This window comes from Dietzia sp. B44 (assembly GCF_014145245.1).
Classification (GTDB): Bacteria; Actinomycetota; Actinomycetes; order Mycobacteriales; family Mycobacteriaceae; genus Dietzia; species Dietzia natronolimnaea.
This window is the reverse complement of the sequence record NZ_JAALEF010000112.1, coordinates 1-15668: the sequence shown is the minus strand read 5'-3', so window position 1 is coordinate 15668 and position 15668 is coordinate 1. Positions and strand designations below refer to the sequence as shown.

Below are 15668 nucleotides of genomic sequence, written 5' to 3'. Positions count from 1 at the left end.
CGGCGGCGGACGCGGCGGTGGACGCGGCGCCCGCCGACACACCGGGTCCGGACGGGTCCGGCGCCGGCGTGGGAGACTCGGACCGTGCGGTCGGCGATGGCGGAACGAGCGACTCGAGGTGAACCATGGACATGAACGATGAGAGCCGCGAACTCCTGCTCATCTGCGGGATGTCCGGTGCGGGCAAGGGCACGGCGTCGAAGGTGCTCGAGGAGTTCGGCTGGTACGTCGTGGACAACCTCCCGCTGAAGTTCATCGGGGAACTGGTGGATCGGCTCGGCGAGACGGAGGAGGAACCCCGGAGGTTCGCGATCGTGGCGGACGTCCGCAGCCTGGGGTTCGACGAGCACATCGGCGAACTGCTGGGGCGCTTCGACGGACGCCCGCAGGCGAGGATCCTGTTCCTGGACGCCTCCGACGAAGCCCTGGTCAAACGCTTCAACAACGTCAGGCGGTCCCACCCCCTTCAGTCGGGTGACGGCCTGATCGACGGTATCCAGCGGGAACGCAAGGTGCTGGAGGGGATCCGCGGCCGCGCCGACGTCGTGGTCGACACCACCGCGCTGAGCGTCCACGACCTGCGGCACCGGCTCGAGAAGCCGTTCGGTGACCTGGGGTTCGACTTCCACCTCACCGTCGAGTCCTTCGGCTTCAAGTACGGGGTACCGGTGGATGTGGACATGCTGCTCGACATGCGGTTCCTGCCCAACCCGCACTGGATCCCGGAGTTGCAGGCGCACACCGGACGCGAGAAGCCCGTCCAGGACTACGTGCTGGCGGACGAGTCCATCGAGGAGTATCTCCGCGCCGGGGTGACGATGATCGGTCTCGCGATGACCGGGTACCGGCGTGAGGGCAAGCGGTACATGACCATCGCGGTCGGGTGCACCGGCGGAAAACACCGGAGCGTGGCGATCTCCGAGTCACTGGCCGGGCGGCTCGCCGGCCTCGACTCCGTCGACGTCCACGTCCGGCACCGTGACCTCGGACGAGAGTGATCGCATGACCGGCCAGGCCACGGTCGACGGATCCGACCGGATGGGATCACTCGTCGCCCTCGGCGGAGGACACGGGTTGTCGGCGACCCTGCGCGCCGGACGGATGGTGGCCGACCACGTGACCGCGGTGGTGACCGTCGCCGACGACGGCGGTTCCTCCGGGCGTCTCCGGCGCGAACTCGACATCCTGCCCCCCGGGGACCTCCGGATGGCACTGTGCGCACTCGCCGCCGACGACGACGAGCACGAGCAGCTGACCAGCCTGTTCCAGCACCGCTACGGCGGAACCGGGGCTCTGGCGGGCCACGCCGTGGGAAACCTCGTCTACGCGGGGTTCTGGGAACTCCTCGGCGATCCCGTCAAGGCGCTCGACGCCGTCGGGTCGATGCTCGGGGTGACCGGGCGCGTGCTCCCCATGTCTCCGGTCGCCCTCGACATCGCCGCGGAGGTCGTCGGCCTGGAAGCCGACCCCCGGGTCGTGCGCACGATCATCGGCCAGGTCGCGGTGGCCACCACCCCCGGCAGCGTGCGGCGGGTACGCCTCATCCCCGCCGACCCGCCGGTGGCGGAGGGCGTCGTCGAGGCCATCGAGGCCGCGGACATGGTCGTCCTGGGGCCGGGATCGTGGTTCACGAGCGTCATCCCGAACGTGCTGGTGCCCGAGATCGCGTCCGCTCTGGCCCGCACGGCCGCGACCCGGGCGCTCGTCCTCAACCTGGCGCCGCAGCACGGGGAGACCGCCGGGTTCTCCGCCGAACAGCACCTCCACGTCCTGCGCCAACATGCGCCCGAGGTCGACGTCGACGTCGTCCTGGTGGACCCGCGGATGCCGCTCAGCGGGACCGAGCGCGAGCACCTCGACCGCGCCGCGGCGGGCCTCGGCGCGCGGGTCATGGTGGCGGACATCGCCAGGACGGCACCGGATGGGACGATGAGACCCGTACACGACCCTGCACTACTCGCCCGGGCGCTCGCCGCCACGGTGACGGCGGGGGCCGATGAATGACCGGAGAACGAAGGAGCAGGGCGTGTCACTGACCGCACAGGTCAAGTCCGAACTGGTGAGGGTCCCGGTGGGCAACTCCGAGACCAGGAAGGCGGAGATCGCCTCGCTCCTGCGGTTCGCGGGCACCCTCCAGGTCCTCTCGGGACGCCTGGTGATCGAGGCGGAGGTCGATTCGGGGGAGATCGCCGATCGCCTGTCCGGGGAACTCGACTCGCTGTTCTCGGTCCCCTGCGAGATCCACCCGATCGGGGGATCCGGGGGGAAGCCGGCCCGGAAGTTCGTTCTGCGGGTGATCGACCGGGGTGCGGACCTGACCCGCCAACTCGGCCTGGTCGACAGCGCCGGTCGCACGGTCCGGGGTTTGCCCGCCGCGGTGGTCGGCGGGTCCGTCGCGGCCGCGGAGGCGTCGTGGCGGGGGGCGTTCCTCGCCCACGGTTCCCTCACCAAACCCGGACGGTCGTCGGCCCTGGAGGTGACCGCTCCGGGCGCCGAGGCGGCGATGGCCCTGGTGGGGGCCGCACGTCGGCTCGGGGTCACCGCGAAGGCCCGCGAGGTCCGTGGCGGCGACCGGGTGGTGATCCGGGACGGGGAGGCCATCGGGATCCTCCTCGCCCGGATGGGCGCCTCCGCCACCAGGGACATCTGGGAGGAGCGACGGTCCCGCGGGGAGGTCCGGGCGACCGCCAACCGGCTCGCCAACTTCGACGACGCGAATCTCCGCAGATCGGCCCGAGCCGCGGTCGCCGCGGCCGCCCGCGTCCAGCGCGCGCTCGAGATCCTCGCCGAGGACGTCCCGGACCACCTGTTGGCCGCGGGAGAGCTGCGCGTCCAACACCGTCAGTCCTCGCTCGAGGAACTGGGCCAGCTCGCCGACCCACCCATGACCAAGGACGCGGTGGCCGGACGGATCCGCCGACTGCTGTCGATGGCGGACCGCAAAGCAGCCGATCTGGGCATCCCGGACACCGAGTCCGTCGTGACCGAGGACATGCTCGACGAAGACTGATCCGTGGCCTGTGGACCCTGCACAGCCCCCACATGGGGCGGGTAGTCTGGGTCACGTCCCCGGGCACCACCCCGCCCTCAGGGGTTCTTTCTCGCACCACCTATAAGGAGACATCACGTGACCGTGCGCGTAGGCATCAACGGATTCGGACGTATCGGCCGCAACTTCTACCGCGCGGTGGAGGCACTGAAGGCCGAGGGCAAGACGGATATCGAGATCGTGGCCGTCAACGACCTCACCACGAACGACATGCTCGCTCACCTGCTCAAGTACGACTCGATCCTCGGCCGCCTGGGCAAGGAGGTCACGTTCGACGACTCGTCGCTCACCGTCGGTGGCACCAAGATCGGCGCCCTCGCGGTCAAGGAGGGCCCCGCGTCCGTGCCGTGGGGTGACTACGGCGTCGACGTCGTCGTCGAGTCCACCGGCATCTTCACCGATGCGGAGAAGGCCAAGGGCCACCTCGAGGGTGGCGCCAAGAAGGTCATCATCTCGGCGCCGGCCAAAAACGAGGACATCACCATCGTCATGGGGGTCAACGACCACGAGTACGACGGCTCGCAGACGATCATCTCCAACGCCTCCTGCACCACCAACTGCCTCGCGCCGGTCGCCAAGGTCCTCTCCGACGAGTTCGGGATCATCAAGGGCCTCATGACCACGATCCACGCCTACACCCAGGATCAGAACCTCCAGGACGCGCCCCACAGCGACATGCGCCGCGCCCGCGCCGCCGGCATCAACATGGTGCCCACCTCCACCGGTGCGGCCAAGGCGGTCGCCCTGGTCCTGCCCGAGCTCAAGGGCAAGTTCGACGGCTACGCCGTGCGCGTCCCGCTGCCCACCGGCTCGCTCACCGACCTCACGGTCGAGCTCGAGAAGAAGGCCTCCGTCGACGAGGTCAACGCCGCGATCAGGGCCGCCGCCGAGGGCCCCATGAAGGGCATCCTCAAGTACACCGAGGATCCCATCGTCTCCTCCGACATCGTCGGCGACCCGCACTCCTCGATCTTCGACGCGCCGCTGACCAAGGCCATCGACGGCCAGATCAAGATCGCCTCCTGGTACGACAACGAGTGGGGCTACTCCAACCGCCTCGCCGACATCATCGGCCTGGTCGGCAAGTCGCTGTAAGAGCCCCCAGGGCCTGACGACCCCGCATCACACCGGGCCCGGTCCGGGAACGCCCAGAGCGTCCCGGCCGGGCCCGAGGTACATCACCCGTACCGCCGCTTCCGAGTTACACCACCCGGACCACACCACCCGGACCACACCATCACCGTCCTCCCGACAGGAGCCCCACCCCATGGCAGTGAGCACACTCCAGGACCTGCTCGACGCCGGCGTCGAAGGTCGTAAGATCCTCGTCCGCTGCGACCTCAACGTCCCGCTCGACGGATCGACCATCACCGACTCCGGTCGGATCACGGCCTCGCTGCCCACCCTCAACGCCCTCCTCGACGCCGGCGCCGCACTGGTGATCACGGCGCACCTGGGCCGGCCGAAGGGCGCCGCCGATCCCGCGTTCTCGTTGGCCCCCGTGGCGGAGAAGCTGGGGGACGAGCTGGGCCGGTACGTGCAACTGGCGGGCGACGTGGTGGGGCCGGATGCCCGTGAGCGCGCCAACGGACTGACCGACGGCGACGTGCTGTTGGTCGAGAACATCCGCTTCGACCCCCGTGAGACCAGCAAGGATCCCGCCGAGCGTGCCGCTCTGGCCGCCGAGTTGGCGAGCCTCGTGGGGGAGGACGGCGCATTCGTATCCAACGGGTTCGGTGTGGTCCACCGCGCCCAGGCCTCGGTCTGCGACATCGCCGAGGTGCTCCCCGCCTACGCCGGTGACCTGGTCCAGAGTGAGGTCGAGGTCCTCGCCGGCCTGACCGGTGACGCCGAGCGCCCCTACGCCGTGGTGCTCGGCGGCTCCAAGGTCTCGGACAAGCTCGCCGTGATCGAGGCCCTCGCCCCCAAGGTCGACACCCTGGTCATCGGCGGCGGTATGTGCTTCACCTTCCTCGCCGCACAGGGCCACGGCGTCGGGTCCTCGCTCCTGCAGGAGGAGATGATCGCCACCTGCAAGGACCTGCTCGACAAGTTCGGCGACGTGATCACCCTGCCCGTGGACGTGGTGGCGGCCGACGGGTTCGCCGCCGACGCGGCGCACACCACGGTGCCGGCCGACGCGATTCCGGACGGCAGGATGGGACTCGACATCGGCCCAGAGTCGGTGGCGCTGTTCACCGAGAAGCTGTCCGCCGCCAAGACGGTCTTCTGGAACGGCCCGATGGGCGTGTTCGAGTTCGAGGCGTTCTCGGCCGGTACCCGTGGCGTCGCCGAGGCGATCATCACGGCCACCCGCAACGGCGCGTTCTCCGTGGTGGGCGGCGGCGACTCCGCGGCGGCCGTCCGGACGCTCGGGCTCGGCGAGGAGAACTTCTCGCACATCTCGACCGGCGGCGGAGCCTCTCTCGAGTACCTCGAGGGCAAGGAACTCCCGGGGGTCACCGCCCTCGAACGCACCAACTGATCCGCACGCGCCAACCCACAGGAGACGACATGGCACGCACCCCCCTCATCGCCGGCAACTGGAAGATGAACCTCAACCACCTCGAGGCGATCGCACTCGTGCAGAAGGTGGCCTTCGCACTGCCCGAGAAGTATCTCGAGAAAGTGGAGGTGGCGTTCATCCCTCCGTACACCGACATCCGCGGTGTCCAGATCGTGATCGAGGGGGACAAGCTCGGCTTCGCCTACGGCGCACAGGACGTGTCGGTCCACGAGTCGGGTGCGTACACCGGTGAGATCTCGGCGGGGATGCTCGCCAAACTGGGGTGTACCTATGTCGTGGTCGGGCACTCCGAGCGCCGCGAGTACCACTCGGAGACCGACGAGCTGGTCGCCGCCAAGGCCGCAGCGTGCCACAAGCACGGCCTCAGCCCGATCGTCTGCGTGGGGGAGAAGCTCGAGACCCGGGAGGCCGGTGACCACGTGGGCGTCGTCGTCGAGCAGCTCAAGGGGTCACTCGCGGGCCTGGACGAGGAACAGCTGGCCTCCACCGTGATCGCCTATGAGCCCGTGTGGGCCATCGGCACGGGGAAGACCGCCTCCGCAGCGGATGCGCAGGAGGTCTGCGCGGCCATCCGCGGGGCCCTCACCGAGCTGGCCGGCCCCGAGATCGCAGACCGGATGCGGGTCCTGTACGGCGGGAGTGTCAACTCCTCCACCGTCGGTGAACTGCTCGAGCAGCCCGACGTCGACGGCGGCCTCGTGGGCGGGTCCTCGCTCAAGCCCGACGAGTTCGCCCAGCTCTCGGCCATCGCCGCCGGCGGTCCGCTGCCCTGAGTCGACAGGCCCGGCGTGGCCGCCCCGACACGGGCGGGCGCGCCGGGATTCGCCTCGACGACCTCACCGGGTAGTCTGGACCAGTCGTCCTCCGACCACCCCGACCCGACGTAAGGCCCGATCCGTACATGAAGCTCGCCCTGGACATCTTCCTCGTCGCCACCAGCCTGCTGTTGATGCTGTTCATCCTGCTGCACCGCGGTAAGGGGGGCGGACTGTCCTCACTGTTCGGCGGTGGTGTCCAGTCCAGCCTCTCCGGGTCCAGCGTCGTGGAGCGCAACCTCGACCGGGTGACCGTGGTGGTCGCCATCCTGTGGCTCATCGCCATCGTCGCCGTCGGACTCCTGGTGCGCTTCGGCTGATCGCCTGACCGTCGCGCCGCGCGGCGGGTCCACACGGGGTGTGCTCCTCCGCGAGGAGGAGCGCACCCCGTCGTCGTCGGTACCGGGTCAGCCCAGAGCGGATGCCGCGCCCACGTCGAGGTGGTAGGTCGTGGACTCGGTGCCCACGGCACCGGCCACCGGCCACTCCGACGGCGAGGCCCCGCCGATTCCCTCCGCGACCGCCTCCGCCTTGCCCTCACCCGCGGCCACCACCAGGATGTGCCGCGAGCGACGAACCGCCGGGAGGGTGAACGTCAGCCGCTCCGGTGGCGGCTTGGGGCAGTCGCGGACCCCCACGACCAGCCGATCCGTCTCGGCGACCGCGGGGGTGTGCGGGAAGATCGAGTCGATGTGGCCCTCCGGGCCCATCCCGAGGATGGTCACGTCGAAGATCGGATCGTCCCCGGCGGGGATCGTCAACGACTCGAGGAAGCGCTCGGCGGCGGAGTCGACATCGCTGTCCTGCCCGGTTCTCGCGGGCCAGCGATGCACTGTCGGACGGTCCCCCAGGGAGTCGAGCAGTGCCTCGTCCAGCTGGCCGTCGTTGCGTTCCGGGTGATCGGCGGGAACGAAGCGTTCGTCGCCGAAGAAGATCGTGACCTTCTCCCATTCCACGGTCGAGTCGGCGAGCGCGGCGGCGGTCTTGACCCCCACCGAGCCCCCGGTCAGCGACAGACTCGCCCGTCCGGCGGCGGCGATCCGCTCGGTCAGATGCTCCACCGCGTCCCGGGCGGCCGCGGTGGCGAGCGCGTCGGGGTCGGCGTGGACGAGATGACGGATGTGGGACATCGGTCCTCCTGTGGTGTCGGGTCTCGGTCGTCCGGTACGTGGGCGGCCCCGCTCAGCGGACGGAGGCCGAGGTGTAGATCACACGATCGTGGTTCGCGAGTGCGTCGGCGTACACACCGTCCGTGTCCATGCGGCGCAGCTCCTCGGCGAGGCAGTCCGCCACGCTCCGTTTCACCAACGTCACCCGTGTGGGGGAGTGACCGGTGATCCGCAGCTCCGCGGAGGTGGGGCTCACCTGCTCGATGACGATCGATCCGGAGGCACGCTCCAGGACGACCATCCTCGGCCCCACCGCGCGATGGACGTCGATCCCGAGACGGGAGGCGAGCCACCCACCGGCGAGGTCCACGGACGCGGCCCGTTCGGGGCCGCACACCGTGGCGCCCGTGATCGTCTCGAACGGCGGCCGGTCCAGCGTGGCCGCCAGCAGGGAACGCCAGTGCGTGACCCGGGCCCAGGCGAGATCGGTGTCACCCGGGGAGTATCCGGCCGCCCGCTTGGCCAGTGCGTCCGTGGGGTGGCCCTCGGCGTCGGAGTCCACGATCCGGCGACGCGCGAGTCGGCCCACCTTGTCCTCGGACAGCAGTGTCGGCGAATGCCTGGGCCACCACACCGCGAGAGGGGTGTCGGGGAGGAGCAGCGGGGTGACCAACGAGGCGGACTGCGACGCCATCGCCCCCGAGGTCCGCAGGACCACGACCTCGGCCGCTCCCGCGTCGCCACCGACCCGGATCTGACCGTCGAGCCGGTCGGCCCTGGCACGGTTGCCGCGGATCACCACGATCACGCGGCACGGGTGCTCCCGGCTGGCCTCGTTGGCCGCCTCGATCGCGGATTCGCTGCCGCGGACGTGGTCGGTGAGGACGATCAGCGTGAGCACCCGGCCGATGGTGCTCAGGCCCGCGTCCTCGCGGATCTGCACGAGCTTCTTGGAGATCTCGCGGGTCGAGGTGTCGGGCAGGTCGATGATCACGGTCGCCTCCATGCGCGGCCACTGCGGGTCAGGATCTCGTCGGCACCACGCGGGCCCCACGTCCCGGCCTGGTACTGCTCCGGGGTGCCGCCGGCCGACCACTCGTCGAGGACGGGATCGAGCAACATCCAGCTCAACTCCACCTCGCGCGAGACGGGGAAGAGTGACGGCTCGCCGAGCAAGACGTCGAGGATCAACCGCTCGTAGGCCTCGGGCGAGGACTCGGTGAACGCCTCGCCGTAGGCGAAGTCCATGTTGACGTCGCGGACCTCCATCGCGGTCCCGGGCACCTTGGACCCGAACCGCAGCGTGACGCCCTCGTCCGGCTGGACGCGGATCACCAGGGCGTTCTGACCCAGTTCCTGGGTCATGGTCGCGTCGAAGGGCAGGTGCGGCGCGCGTCGGAAGACCACCGCGATCTCGGTGACACGACGGCCCAGCCGTTTGCCGGTGCGCAGGTAGAACGGGACCCCGGCCCAGCGTCGGTTGTGGACCTCGAGGGTGATCGCGGCGTAGGTCTCGGTGGTGGAGGACGGGTCGTATCCGTCCTCGTCCTTGAGCCCCACGACCTGCTCGGACCCCTGCCACCCACCGGAGTACTGACCCCGGGCCGCGGTCTCGGAGATCGGCAGCGCCAGTGAGGTGGACTCGAGGACCTTGGTCTTCTCCGCCCGCAGCGCGGCGGCCGAGAAGTCCGTGGGTTCCTCCATCGCCACCAGGGCCATGAGCTGGATGAGGTGGTTCTGGATGACGTCGCGCGCCGCCCCGATGCCGTCGTAGTAGCCGGCGCGGCCGCCCAGACCGATGTCCTCGGCCATGGTGATCTGCACGTGGTCGACGTGATTGGCGTTCCACACCGGCTCGAAGAGTTGGTTGGCGAAGCGCAGGGCGAGGATGTTCTGGACCGTCTCCTTGCCCAGGTAGTGGTCGATGCGGAACACCGAGTCCTCGGGGAAGACGGCACCCACCACGGCGTTGAGCTCGCGGGCACTCGCCAGATCGTGACCGAAGGGCTTCTCGATCACCACGCGGCGCCACGATCCGTCGACCGCCCTGGTGCATCCGGTCCGGTCGAGGTGCCGACAGACCGTGGGGAAGTCGTCCGGGGGGACGGACAGGTAGAACGCGTAGTTCCCGGCCGTGCCCCGGTCGACCTCCAGAGCCGTCAGCTGCTCCGCCAGGTGGTCGAAGCCCTCGTCGTCGTCGAAGGTCCCGGTGACGAACCGCAGTCCCGCCTCCAGTTGCTCCCAGACGTCCTCACGGAACGGGGTACGACACCGTTCCCGGGCGTGTTCACGCGCGAACCCGGCGAACTCGGAGTGGGTCCACCGGCGTCGACCGAAGCCGATGAGGGAGAAGCCCGGGGGGAGCAGACCACGGTTCGCGAGGTCGTAGATCGCGGGGATGAGCTTCTTCTTGGAGAGGTCACCGGTGACGCCGAAGATGACGAGCCCGGACGGGCCCGCGATCCGTGGCAGCCGCCGGTCCCGCGGATCGCGGAGCGGGTTGGCCGAGCCCTCCGGGCCGCCGACGGGGTCGCCGACGGCCGGGAAGGGCCGACTGGCCGGTTCGGTCACGACCCCGAGGGGATCTCGTCGATCCGCGAGGTCACCGTGGCGATCAGGTCGTCCCACGCGCTGACGAACTTGCTCACACCCTGCTGCTCGAGCAGGGTGAAGACCTCGTCGAGGTCTATCCCCTCCGCACGCAGCGCCTCGAGGGTCTCCCGCGAGGCCTCACCGGTGCCCCGCACCGTGTCGCCCTCGAGGACGCCGTGGTCCGCGAACGCCTCCATGGTCGCGAAGGGCATGGTGTTGACGGTGCCGTGGGTGACCAGACCGCTCACGTAGAGGGTGTCGGGGTAGGCGGGGTCCTTGACGCCGGTGGACGCCCAGAGCAGCCGCTGGGGGCGGGCCCCCCGGGCTGCGAGATCACCGAAACGACCCGAGGTGTCGTAGACCTCGTCGTAGACGTCCTGACACAGCCGCGCGTTGGCCAGCCCCGCCCTGCCACGCAGGTCGGAGTCCCCCGGCAGGCGGGAGTCGATCTCGGTGTCGAGTCGGCTGACGAACACCGAGGCCACCGAATGGATGCGGGAGAGGTCGTGACCGGCTTCCGCAGCCCTCTCGAGTCCCGCCAGGTACGCCTCCGCGACCGCGCGGTACTGGTCGGCCGAGAAGATGAGGGTCACGTTGACGTCGATGCCGCGCCCGATCACCTCCGTGATCGCGGGGAGCCCCGCCGAGGTGGCCGGGATCTTGATCATGAGGTTGGGCCGGTCGACGACCGCGGCGAGCTCGACGGCCTGGGCCACCGTCCCCTCCGTGTCGTCCGCCAGCCGGGGATCGACCTCGAGTGAGACGCGTCCGTCGACGCCGTCGGTGGCCTCGAACACGTCGGCCAGGACCGCACAGGCGTCCCGTACGTCCGCGGTGGTGAGCGCGCGGACGACGGAATCGACATCCCTGTCGGCGCGGACGGCCTCGGTGAGCGCGGACTCGTAGGCCGACGAGTCGCCCAGCGCGGCCTGGAAGATCGCGGGGTTGGTGGTGACTCCCACGACCGAGTAGGTGGACATCCGCTCCTCGAGCTCGCCGGAGGTGAGCAGCTGGCGGGACAGGTCGTCGAGCCAGACCGAGACGCCGGCGGCGCTCAGTGCGGCGAGATTGGCGTTGGTCATGATGCCTCCCCGTTGACGGCCGCGAGCGAGTCGCGGGCCGCGGCGACCACGGCGTCGCCGGTGATTCCGAATTCGGTGAACAAGGTCTGGTACGGGGCGGACGCTCCGAAGTGCTCCAGCGACACCGCCCGACCCGCGTCGCCGAGGAAGCGGTACCACGGCATCGCGATCCCGGCCTCCACACTCACCCGGGCGCGGACCGACCGGGGGAGGACCGACTCGCGGTACTCCGGATCCTGCTGGTCGAAGAACTCGACACACGGCATCGACACCACCCGGGTCGGCACGCCCTCGGCCTCGAGGACCTCGCGAGCCTCGACCGCCAGGTGGACCTCGGAACCGGTACCCATCAGGATCACCTCGGGGGACCCGGTCGACGCCTCGGCCAGCACGTAGCCACCGCGCTCGACGCCCTCGCGCGCCGACTCGGCCGTGCCCTCCAGAACGGGGATGTCCTGGCGGGTCAGGCACAGCCCCTTGGGACCGTCGAGCGCCATGAGCATCGCGCGCCACGCCGCCGCCGTCTCGTTGGCGTCCGCCGGCCGCAGGACGGCCAGGCCGGGGATGGCGCGCAGTGCCGCGAGCTGCTCGACCGGCTGGTGGGTGGGGCCGTCCTCGCCGAGACCGATCGAGTCGTGCGTCCACACGTAGTAAGCGTTGCTGCCCTGGAGGGCGGCGAGCCGGACCGCCGGACGCATGTACTCGCTGAAGATGAGGAAGGTCCCGCCGTAGGGCCTGGTCGGACCGTGCAGGGCGATCCCGTTGAGAATCGCGCCCATGGCGTGCTCACGAACACCGAAGTGCAGGTTGCGCCCGTACGGTGACGCCGTCCACATCCCGGTCGAGATCGACGGGGGACCGAAGGAGTCGGCCCCCTCGATCTGGGTGTTGTTGGACCCCGCCAGGTCCGCGGACCCACCCCACAGCTCGGGGAGGGTCCCCGCGAGCGCCTGGATGGCCTTGGCGGACGCCTTGCGGGTGGCGACGCCCTTGGGGTCGGCCTCCCATGTCGGCAGACCGGCGTCCCAGCCCTCCGGCAACTGGCCGGAGTAGAGGCGGTCGAAGAGGTTCTTCGCGTCGGGGTTGGCCTCGGCCCACGCGTGGAACATGTCGCTCCACTGCGCGTGGACACGGGCGCCACGGTCGCGGGCCGCGCGGGTGTGGGCGATCACCTCGTCGTCGACGGTGAACGGCTCGGTGCCGCCCATGCCGAGCGCCTCCTTGACCGCGTCCACCTCGGCCTGCCCGAGCGCCGAACCGTGCGAGGCCCCCGTGTTCATCTTGGTGGGGGCGGGGTAGGCGATCACCGTGCGAAGGACGATCATCGAGGGCTTGTCCGTGACGGCGCGCGCGTCGGCGATCGCCCCCTCGATGGCCTCGATGTCCTCACCCCCGTCGACGGTCTGGACGTGCCAGCCGTAGGCCTCGTAGCGGGCGGCCACGTCCTCGGTGAAGGCGATCTGGGTGTCGTCCTCGATCGAGATCTTGTTGTCGTCGTAGACCGCGATGAGGTTCCCGAGCTGCTGGGTCCCCGCGAGCGAGCAGGCCTCGGCGGTCACGCCCTCCTGCACGTCCCCGTCCGAGGCGACGACGTAGATGAAGTGGTCGAACGGGCTCTTCCCGGCGGGTGCCTCCGGATCGAACAGCCCCCGCTCGTACCGGGCGGCCATGGCCATACCCACCGCGGACGCCAGCCCCTGGCCGAGCGGCCCGGTGGTGATCTCCACCCCGTCGGTGTGGTTCCACTCGGGATGACCCGGGGTCTTGGATCCCCAGGTGCGCAGCGCCTTGAGATCCTCGAGCTCCAGCCCGAATCCGGCGAGGTAGAGCTGGACGTACTGGGTGAGGGAGGAGTGGCCGCAGGACAGGACGAAACGGTCACGCCCCACCCACTTCGGGTCCGACGGGTCATGTCGCATCACCCGCTGGTAGAGCGTGTAGGCCAGGGGCGCCAGGCTCATGGCGGTGCCCGGGTGACCGCTGCCGCAGTTCTGCACGGCCTCGGCGGCCAGGACACGAGCGGTGTCGACCGCCCGGGTGTCCAGTTCGGTCCAGTCGGACGGGTGGCGGGCGGTGGTGAGCTCGGTGATCTCCGACGCGCTGGTCACTTGTGGTTCTCCCGGGTCGAGGGTGCGGCGCGGATCCGCGCGTATGTCGTGGACCACCTTAGTGGTCACCCGCCCCCGGGGTCGGACCGTCCCCGCCCCCGCTCTTTCGCGGAGCGTGCAGGGGGGACGTAGTATCGGCCGGGTAGTGCGTTGACATCTGCTGCGAGGAGTTCCGGTGCACGATTCCACCCCGACCCGGAGTGGGGGGCCGTCCGTCTCCCCTCCAGAGTCCTCGGGGCGGCCGGCTCCGGCGAGCGGGCGCGCCCGCGTAGTCGACGTCGTCATGTCGTACATCGCCCTCACCAAGCCGCGCGTCATCGAGTTGCTCCTGGTGGCCGCCATCCCCGCGATGCTGCAGGCCGACCGCGGGCAGGTCCACCTCGGCCTGGTGCTGTTGACGCTGGTGGGTGGCTGGCTCGGCGCCGCCAGCGCCAACACCCTCAACATGGTCGTCGACGCCGACATCGACAAGGTCATGAAGCGGACCGAACGGCGCCCGCTGGCCCGCCACGCCGTGACCCCCCGGGCCGCGCTGGTCTTCGGCCTGGTGCTCGGCGCGGCCAGCATGCTGTGGCTGGGACTCCTGGCACAGAGCTGGCTCGCCGCCCTGTTCATCCTGCTGACGATCTGCTTCTACGTCTTCGTCTACACGATGATCCTCAAGCGCCGCACCGCCCAGAACGTGGTGTGGGGTGGCGCCGCCGGGTGTATGCCCGTGCTCGTCTCGTGGGCGGTCATCACCGACCACCTGCCCGAGGGTCAACCGAGCAACTGGTGGCAGGCGATCGTCCTGTTCCTCATCATCTTCTTCTGGACCCCGCCCCACACCTGGGCCCTGGCCATGCGGTACAAGGAGGACTACAAGGCCGCCGGGGTACCGATGTTGCCGGTGGTCATGTCGGCGGAGGGCGTCACCCGACGCATCACCCTCTACACCTGGGCCACGGTCCTGTGCACCTTCGTGCTCATCCCGGCGGCGGGATGGATCTACGCGGCGGGCGCGATCGGCTTCGGTGTGTGGTTCATCGTCATGGCCCACCGCCTCGAGGCCGGTGTGCGCCGAGGTGTCGAGGTCAAGCCCCTCAAGCTGTTCATCCTGTCGAACAACTACCTGGCCGCGGTGTTCGTGGCCCTGTCGATCGACGCCGTTCTCGGTCTCGAGACCCTGTCGGCGGCGTTCTCCCTGTTCTGATCGGTCACCTGGAGGGGTCGAGCGTGATCGACCCCGTGGTGCGCCGCGACTGCAACGCCCGGTGCGCCTGCGCCGAGTCGGTGAGTCCGAAGGTCGCCCCGACGTCGAGGACGAGCGACCCGTCGACCAGCCCCTCCATCACCTCGGCCGCACGGTCGCGGTACTCCTCGGTGGTCGCGATGAAGTCGCCGAGCTTGGGCCGGGTCAGGAACACCGATCCGGCCGCGTTGAGCCGCTGCGGGTCCACCGGCGGCACGGGGCCACTCGCCGCCCCGAACAGCACCAGCGTGCCGCGCCGCTCGAGCGAGGCCAGACTGGTGTCGAAGGTGTCCCGCCCGACTCCGTCGAACACCACCGCCACACCGCCACCGGACAGCTCGCGGATCCTCTCGGGCGTCGCCTCCGGATAGAGCAGGACGTGGTGCGCACCCAGGCCCCTGCAGATCTGCGCCTTCGACTCGGTCGAGGTGGTGGTGATGACCCGGTATCCACGGGCCACCGCCATCTGGATGAGGAGCTGCCCCACCCCTCCGGCGCCGGCGGTGATCAGTACCGCGTCCCCGCCGTGCGCACGATGGGTGTCGGTGATGAGGTAGTGCGCGGTGAGCCCCTGGAGGAGCATCGACGCCGCGACGCCGTCGGACACCTCGTCGGGGACGGCGACCAGGGCCTCCGCCGGGGCGACCACGTACTGCGCGTAGGAACCGGGCACCTGGCACCATGCCACCCGGTCCCCGGTCACGAGGTCGGGCGTGCCCACCCCCAGCGCGTCGACGACCCCGGCGCCCTCGCTGCCGGGGACATACGGCAACGCGGTCTGATAGATGCCCTCCCGGAAGTAGGTGTCGATGTAGTTGACGCCGATGGAGGTGGTCCGGACGAGCACTTCCCCGGGACCAGGTGAGGGAGTCTCCAGCTCGACAGGCTCGAGGACGTCGGGGCCACCGTGTTCTGAGATCCGGACTGCACGCATGGACTCAGTATCCGCCACGCCCCGCGGTCCCGCAGCCCGATATCGCCGGGTCTGGTGGCGGCACCCCGGGAGCGGCGGGCAGGCGGGGAGACCGGAGGCGATAAGGTACCCCCATGAGCCTGCAGATCCTTTCCCAGTATGCCGGGGGACCGCGAGTCCGGGCGACCGGTCGGCCCGCCGTCACCACCAGCGGGTCCGGTGCCGTGTCGGAGCCTGATCCG

At 70.1% G+C, this 15668-nt stretch carries 14 protein-coding genes; 8 read left to right on the top strand and 6 right to left on the bottom strand.

Translation table 11 applies throughout. The features are described from left to right. Positions 1–125 precede the first annotated feature (125 nt). The 7 genes from rapZ (at position 126) to secG (ending at position 6711) form a co-directional block, all read left to right on the top strand. Positions 126–998, top strand: coding sequence for an RNase adapter RapZ (gene rapZ / locus G6017_RS04660; RefSeq protein WP_182616156.1), 873 nt, complete (start codon positions 126–128; stop codon positions 996–998). Between the two features lie 4 nt (positions 999–1002). Further along, on the top strand, positions 1003–2004 hold the full coding sequence (locus G6017_RS04655; RefSeq protein WP_182616154.1) for a gluconeogenesis factor YvcK family protein: 1002 nt from the start codon (positions 1003–1005) through the stop codon (positions 2002–2004). A gap of 22 nt (positions 2005–2026) precedes the next feature. Next, the gene (gene whiA, locus G6017_RS04650; protein WP_179525331.1) at positions 2027–3010 is read left to right on the top strand and encodes a DNA-binding protein WhiA; all 984 of its coding nucleotides are present in this window, start codon (positions 2027–2029) and stop codon (positions 3008–3010) included. Positions 3011–3127: 117 nt separating this feature from the next. Beyond that, positions 3128–4144 carry a type I glyceraldehyde-3-phosphate dehydrogenase gene (gene gap / locus G6017_RS04645; RefSeq protein ID WP_179525330.1) on the top strand — a complete coding sequence of 339 codons (1017 nt, stop codon included), beginning with the start codon at positions 3128–3130 and terminating at the stop codon, positions 4142–4144. A 172-nt stretch (positions 4145–4316) separates the two neighbouring features. Then, positions 4317–5534, top strand: a complete 1218-nt coding sequence (locus G6017_RS04640) for a phosphoglycerate kinase (RefSeq protein WP_182616152.1) — start codon at positions 4317–4319, stop codon at positions 5532–5534. Between the two features lie 29 nt (positions 5535–5563). Then, positions 5564–6349 carry a triose-phosphate isomerase gene (tpiA, locus tag G6017_RS04635; RefSeq protein ID WP_179525328.1) on the top strand — a complete coding sequence of 262 codons (786 nt, stop codon included), beginning with the start codon at positions 5564–5566 and terminating at the stop codon, positions 6347–6349. 128 nt (positions 6350–6477) lie between these two features. Further along, positions 6478–6711, top strand: a complete 234-nt coding sequence (gene secG / locus G6017_RS04630; protein ID WP_107747569.1) for a preprotein translocase subunit SecG — start codon at positions 6478–6480, stop codon at positions 6709–6711. 87 nt (positions 6712–6798) lie between these two features. On the opposite strand, the gene pgl is transcribed toward secG, so the two are convergent. From pgl to tkt, 5 genes are read right to left on the bottom strand one after another with little or no spacing between them, the layout of a single operon-like run. Next, positions 6799–7521 (bottom strand): 6-phosphogluconolactonase, encoded by a 723-nt coding sequence (gene pgl, locus G6017_RS04625; RefSeq protein ID WP_179525327.1) that lies wholly within the window; start codon positions 7519–7521, stop codon positions 6799–6801. Positions 7522–7573: 52 nt separating this feature from the next. Beyond that, positions 7574–8506 carry a glucose-6-phosphate dehydrogenase assembly protein OpcA gene (locus G6017_RS04620; RefSeq protein WP_179525326.1) on the bottom strand — a complete coding sequence of 311 codons (933 nt, stop codon included), beginning with the start codon at positions 8504–8506 and terminating at the stop codon, positions 7574–7576. Next, positions 8491–10071: a glucose-6-phosphate dehydrogenase gene (zwf, locus tag G6017_RS04615; protein WP_182616150.1), complete on the bottom strand. Its 1581-nt coding sequence runs from the start codon at positions 10069–10071 to the stop codon at positions 8491–8493. Before zwf ends, G6017_RS04620 begins: the two co-directional genes overlap by 16 nt. Continuing rightward, entirely contained in the window at positions 10068–11174 is a 1107-nt protein-coding gene (tal, locus tag G6017_RS04610; protein ID WP_182616148.1) for a transaldolase, read from the bottom strand. The genes zwf and tal overlap by 4 nt, the downstream gene beginning before the upstream one ends. Continuing rightward, positions 11171–13282: a transketolase gene (tkt, locus tag G6017_RS04605; protein WP_182616146.1), complete on the bottom strand. Its 2112-nt coding sequence runs from the start codon at positions 13280–13282 to the stop codon at positions 11171–11173. Before tkt ends, tal begins: the two co-directional genes overlap by 4 nt. A 175-nt stretch (positions 13283–13457) precedes the next feature. Between tkt and G6017_RS04600 the strand changes: the two genes are divergently transcribed. Then, the gene (locus tag G6017_RS04600; RefSeq protein ID WP_347237945.1) at positions 13458–14474 is read left to right on the top strand and encodes a heme o synthase; all 1017 of its coding nucleotides are present in this window, start codon (positions 13458–13460) and stop codon (positions 14472–14474) included. A gap of 4 nt (positions 14475–14478) precedes the next feature. Here G6017_RS04600 and G6017_RS04595 read toward each other — a convergent pair whose 3' ends face one another. Continuing rightward, the gene (locus G6017_RS04595; protein WP_182616144.1) at positions 14479–15447 is read right to left on the bottom strand and encodes a quinone oxidoreductase family protein; all 969 of its coding nucleotides are present in this window, start codon (positions 15445–15447) and stop codon (positions 14479–14481) included. Positions 15448–15668 lie beyond the last annotated feature (221 nt).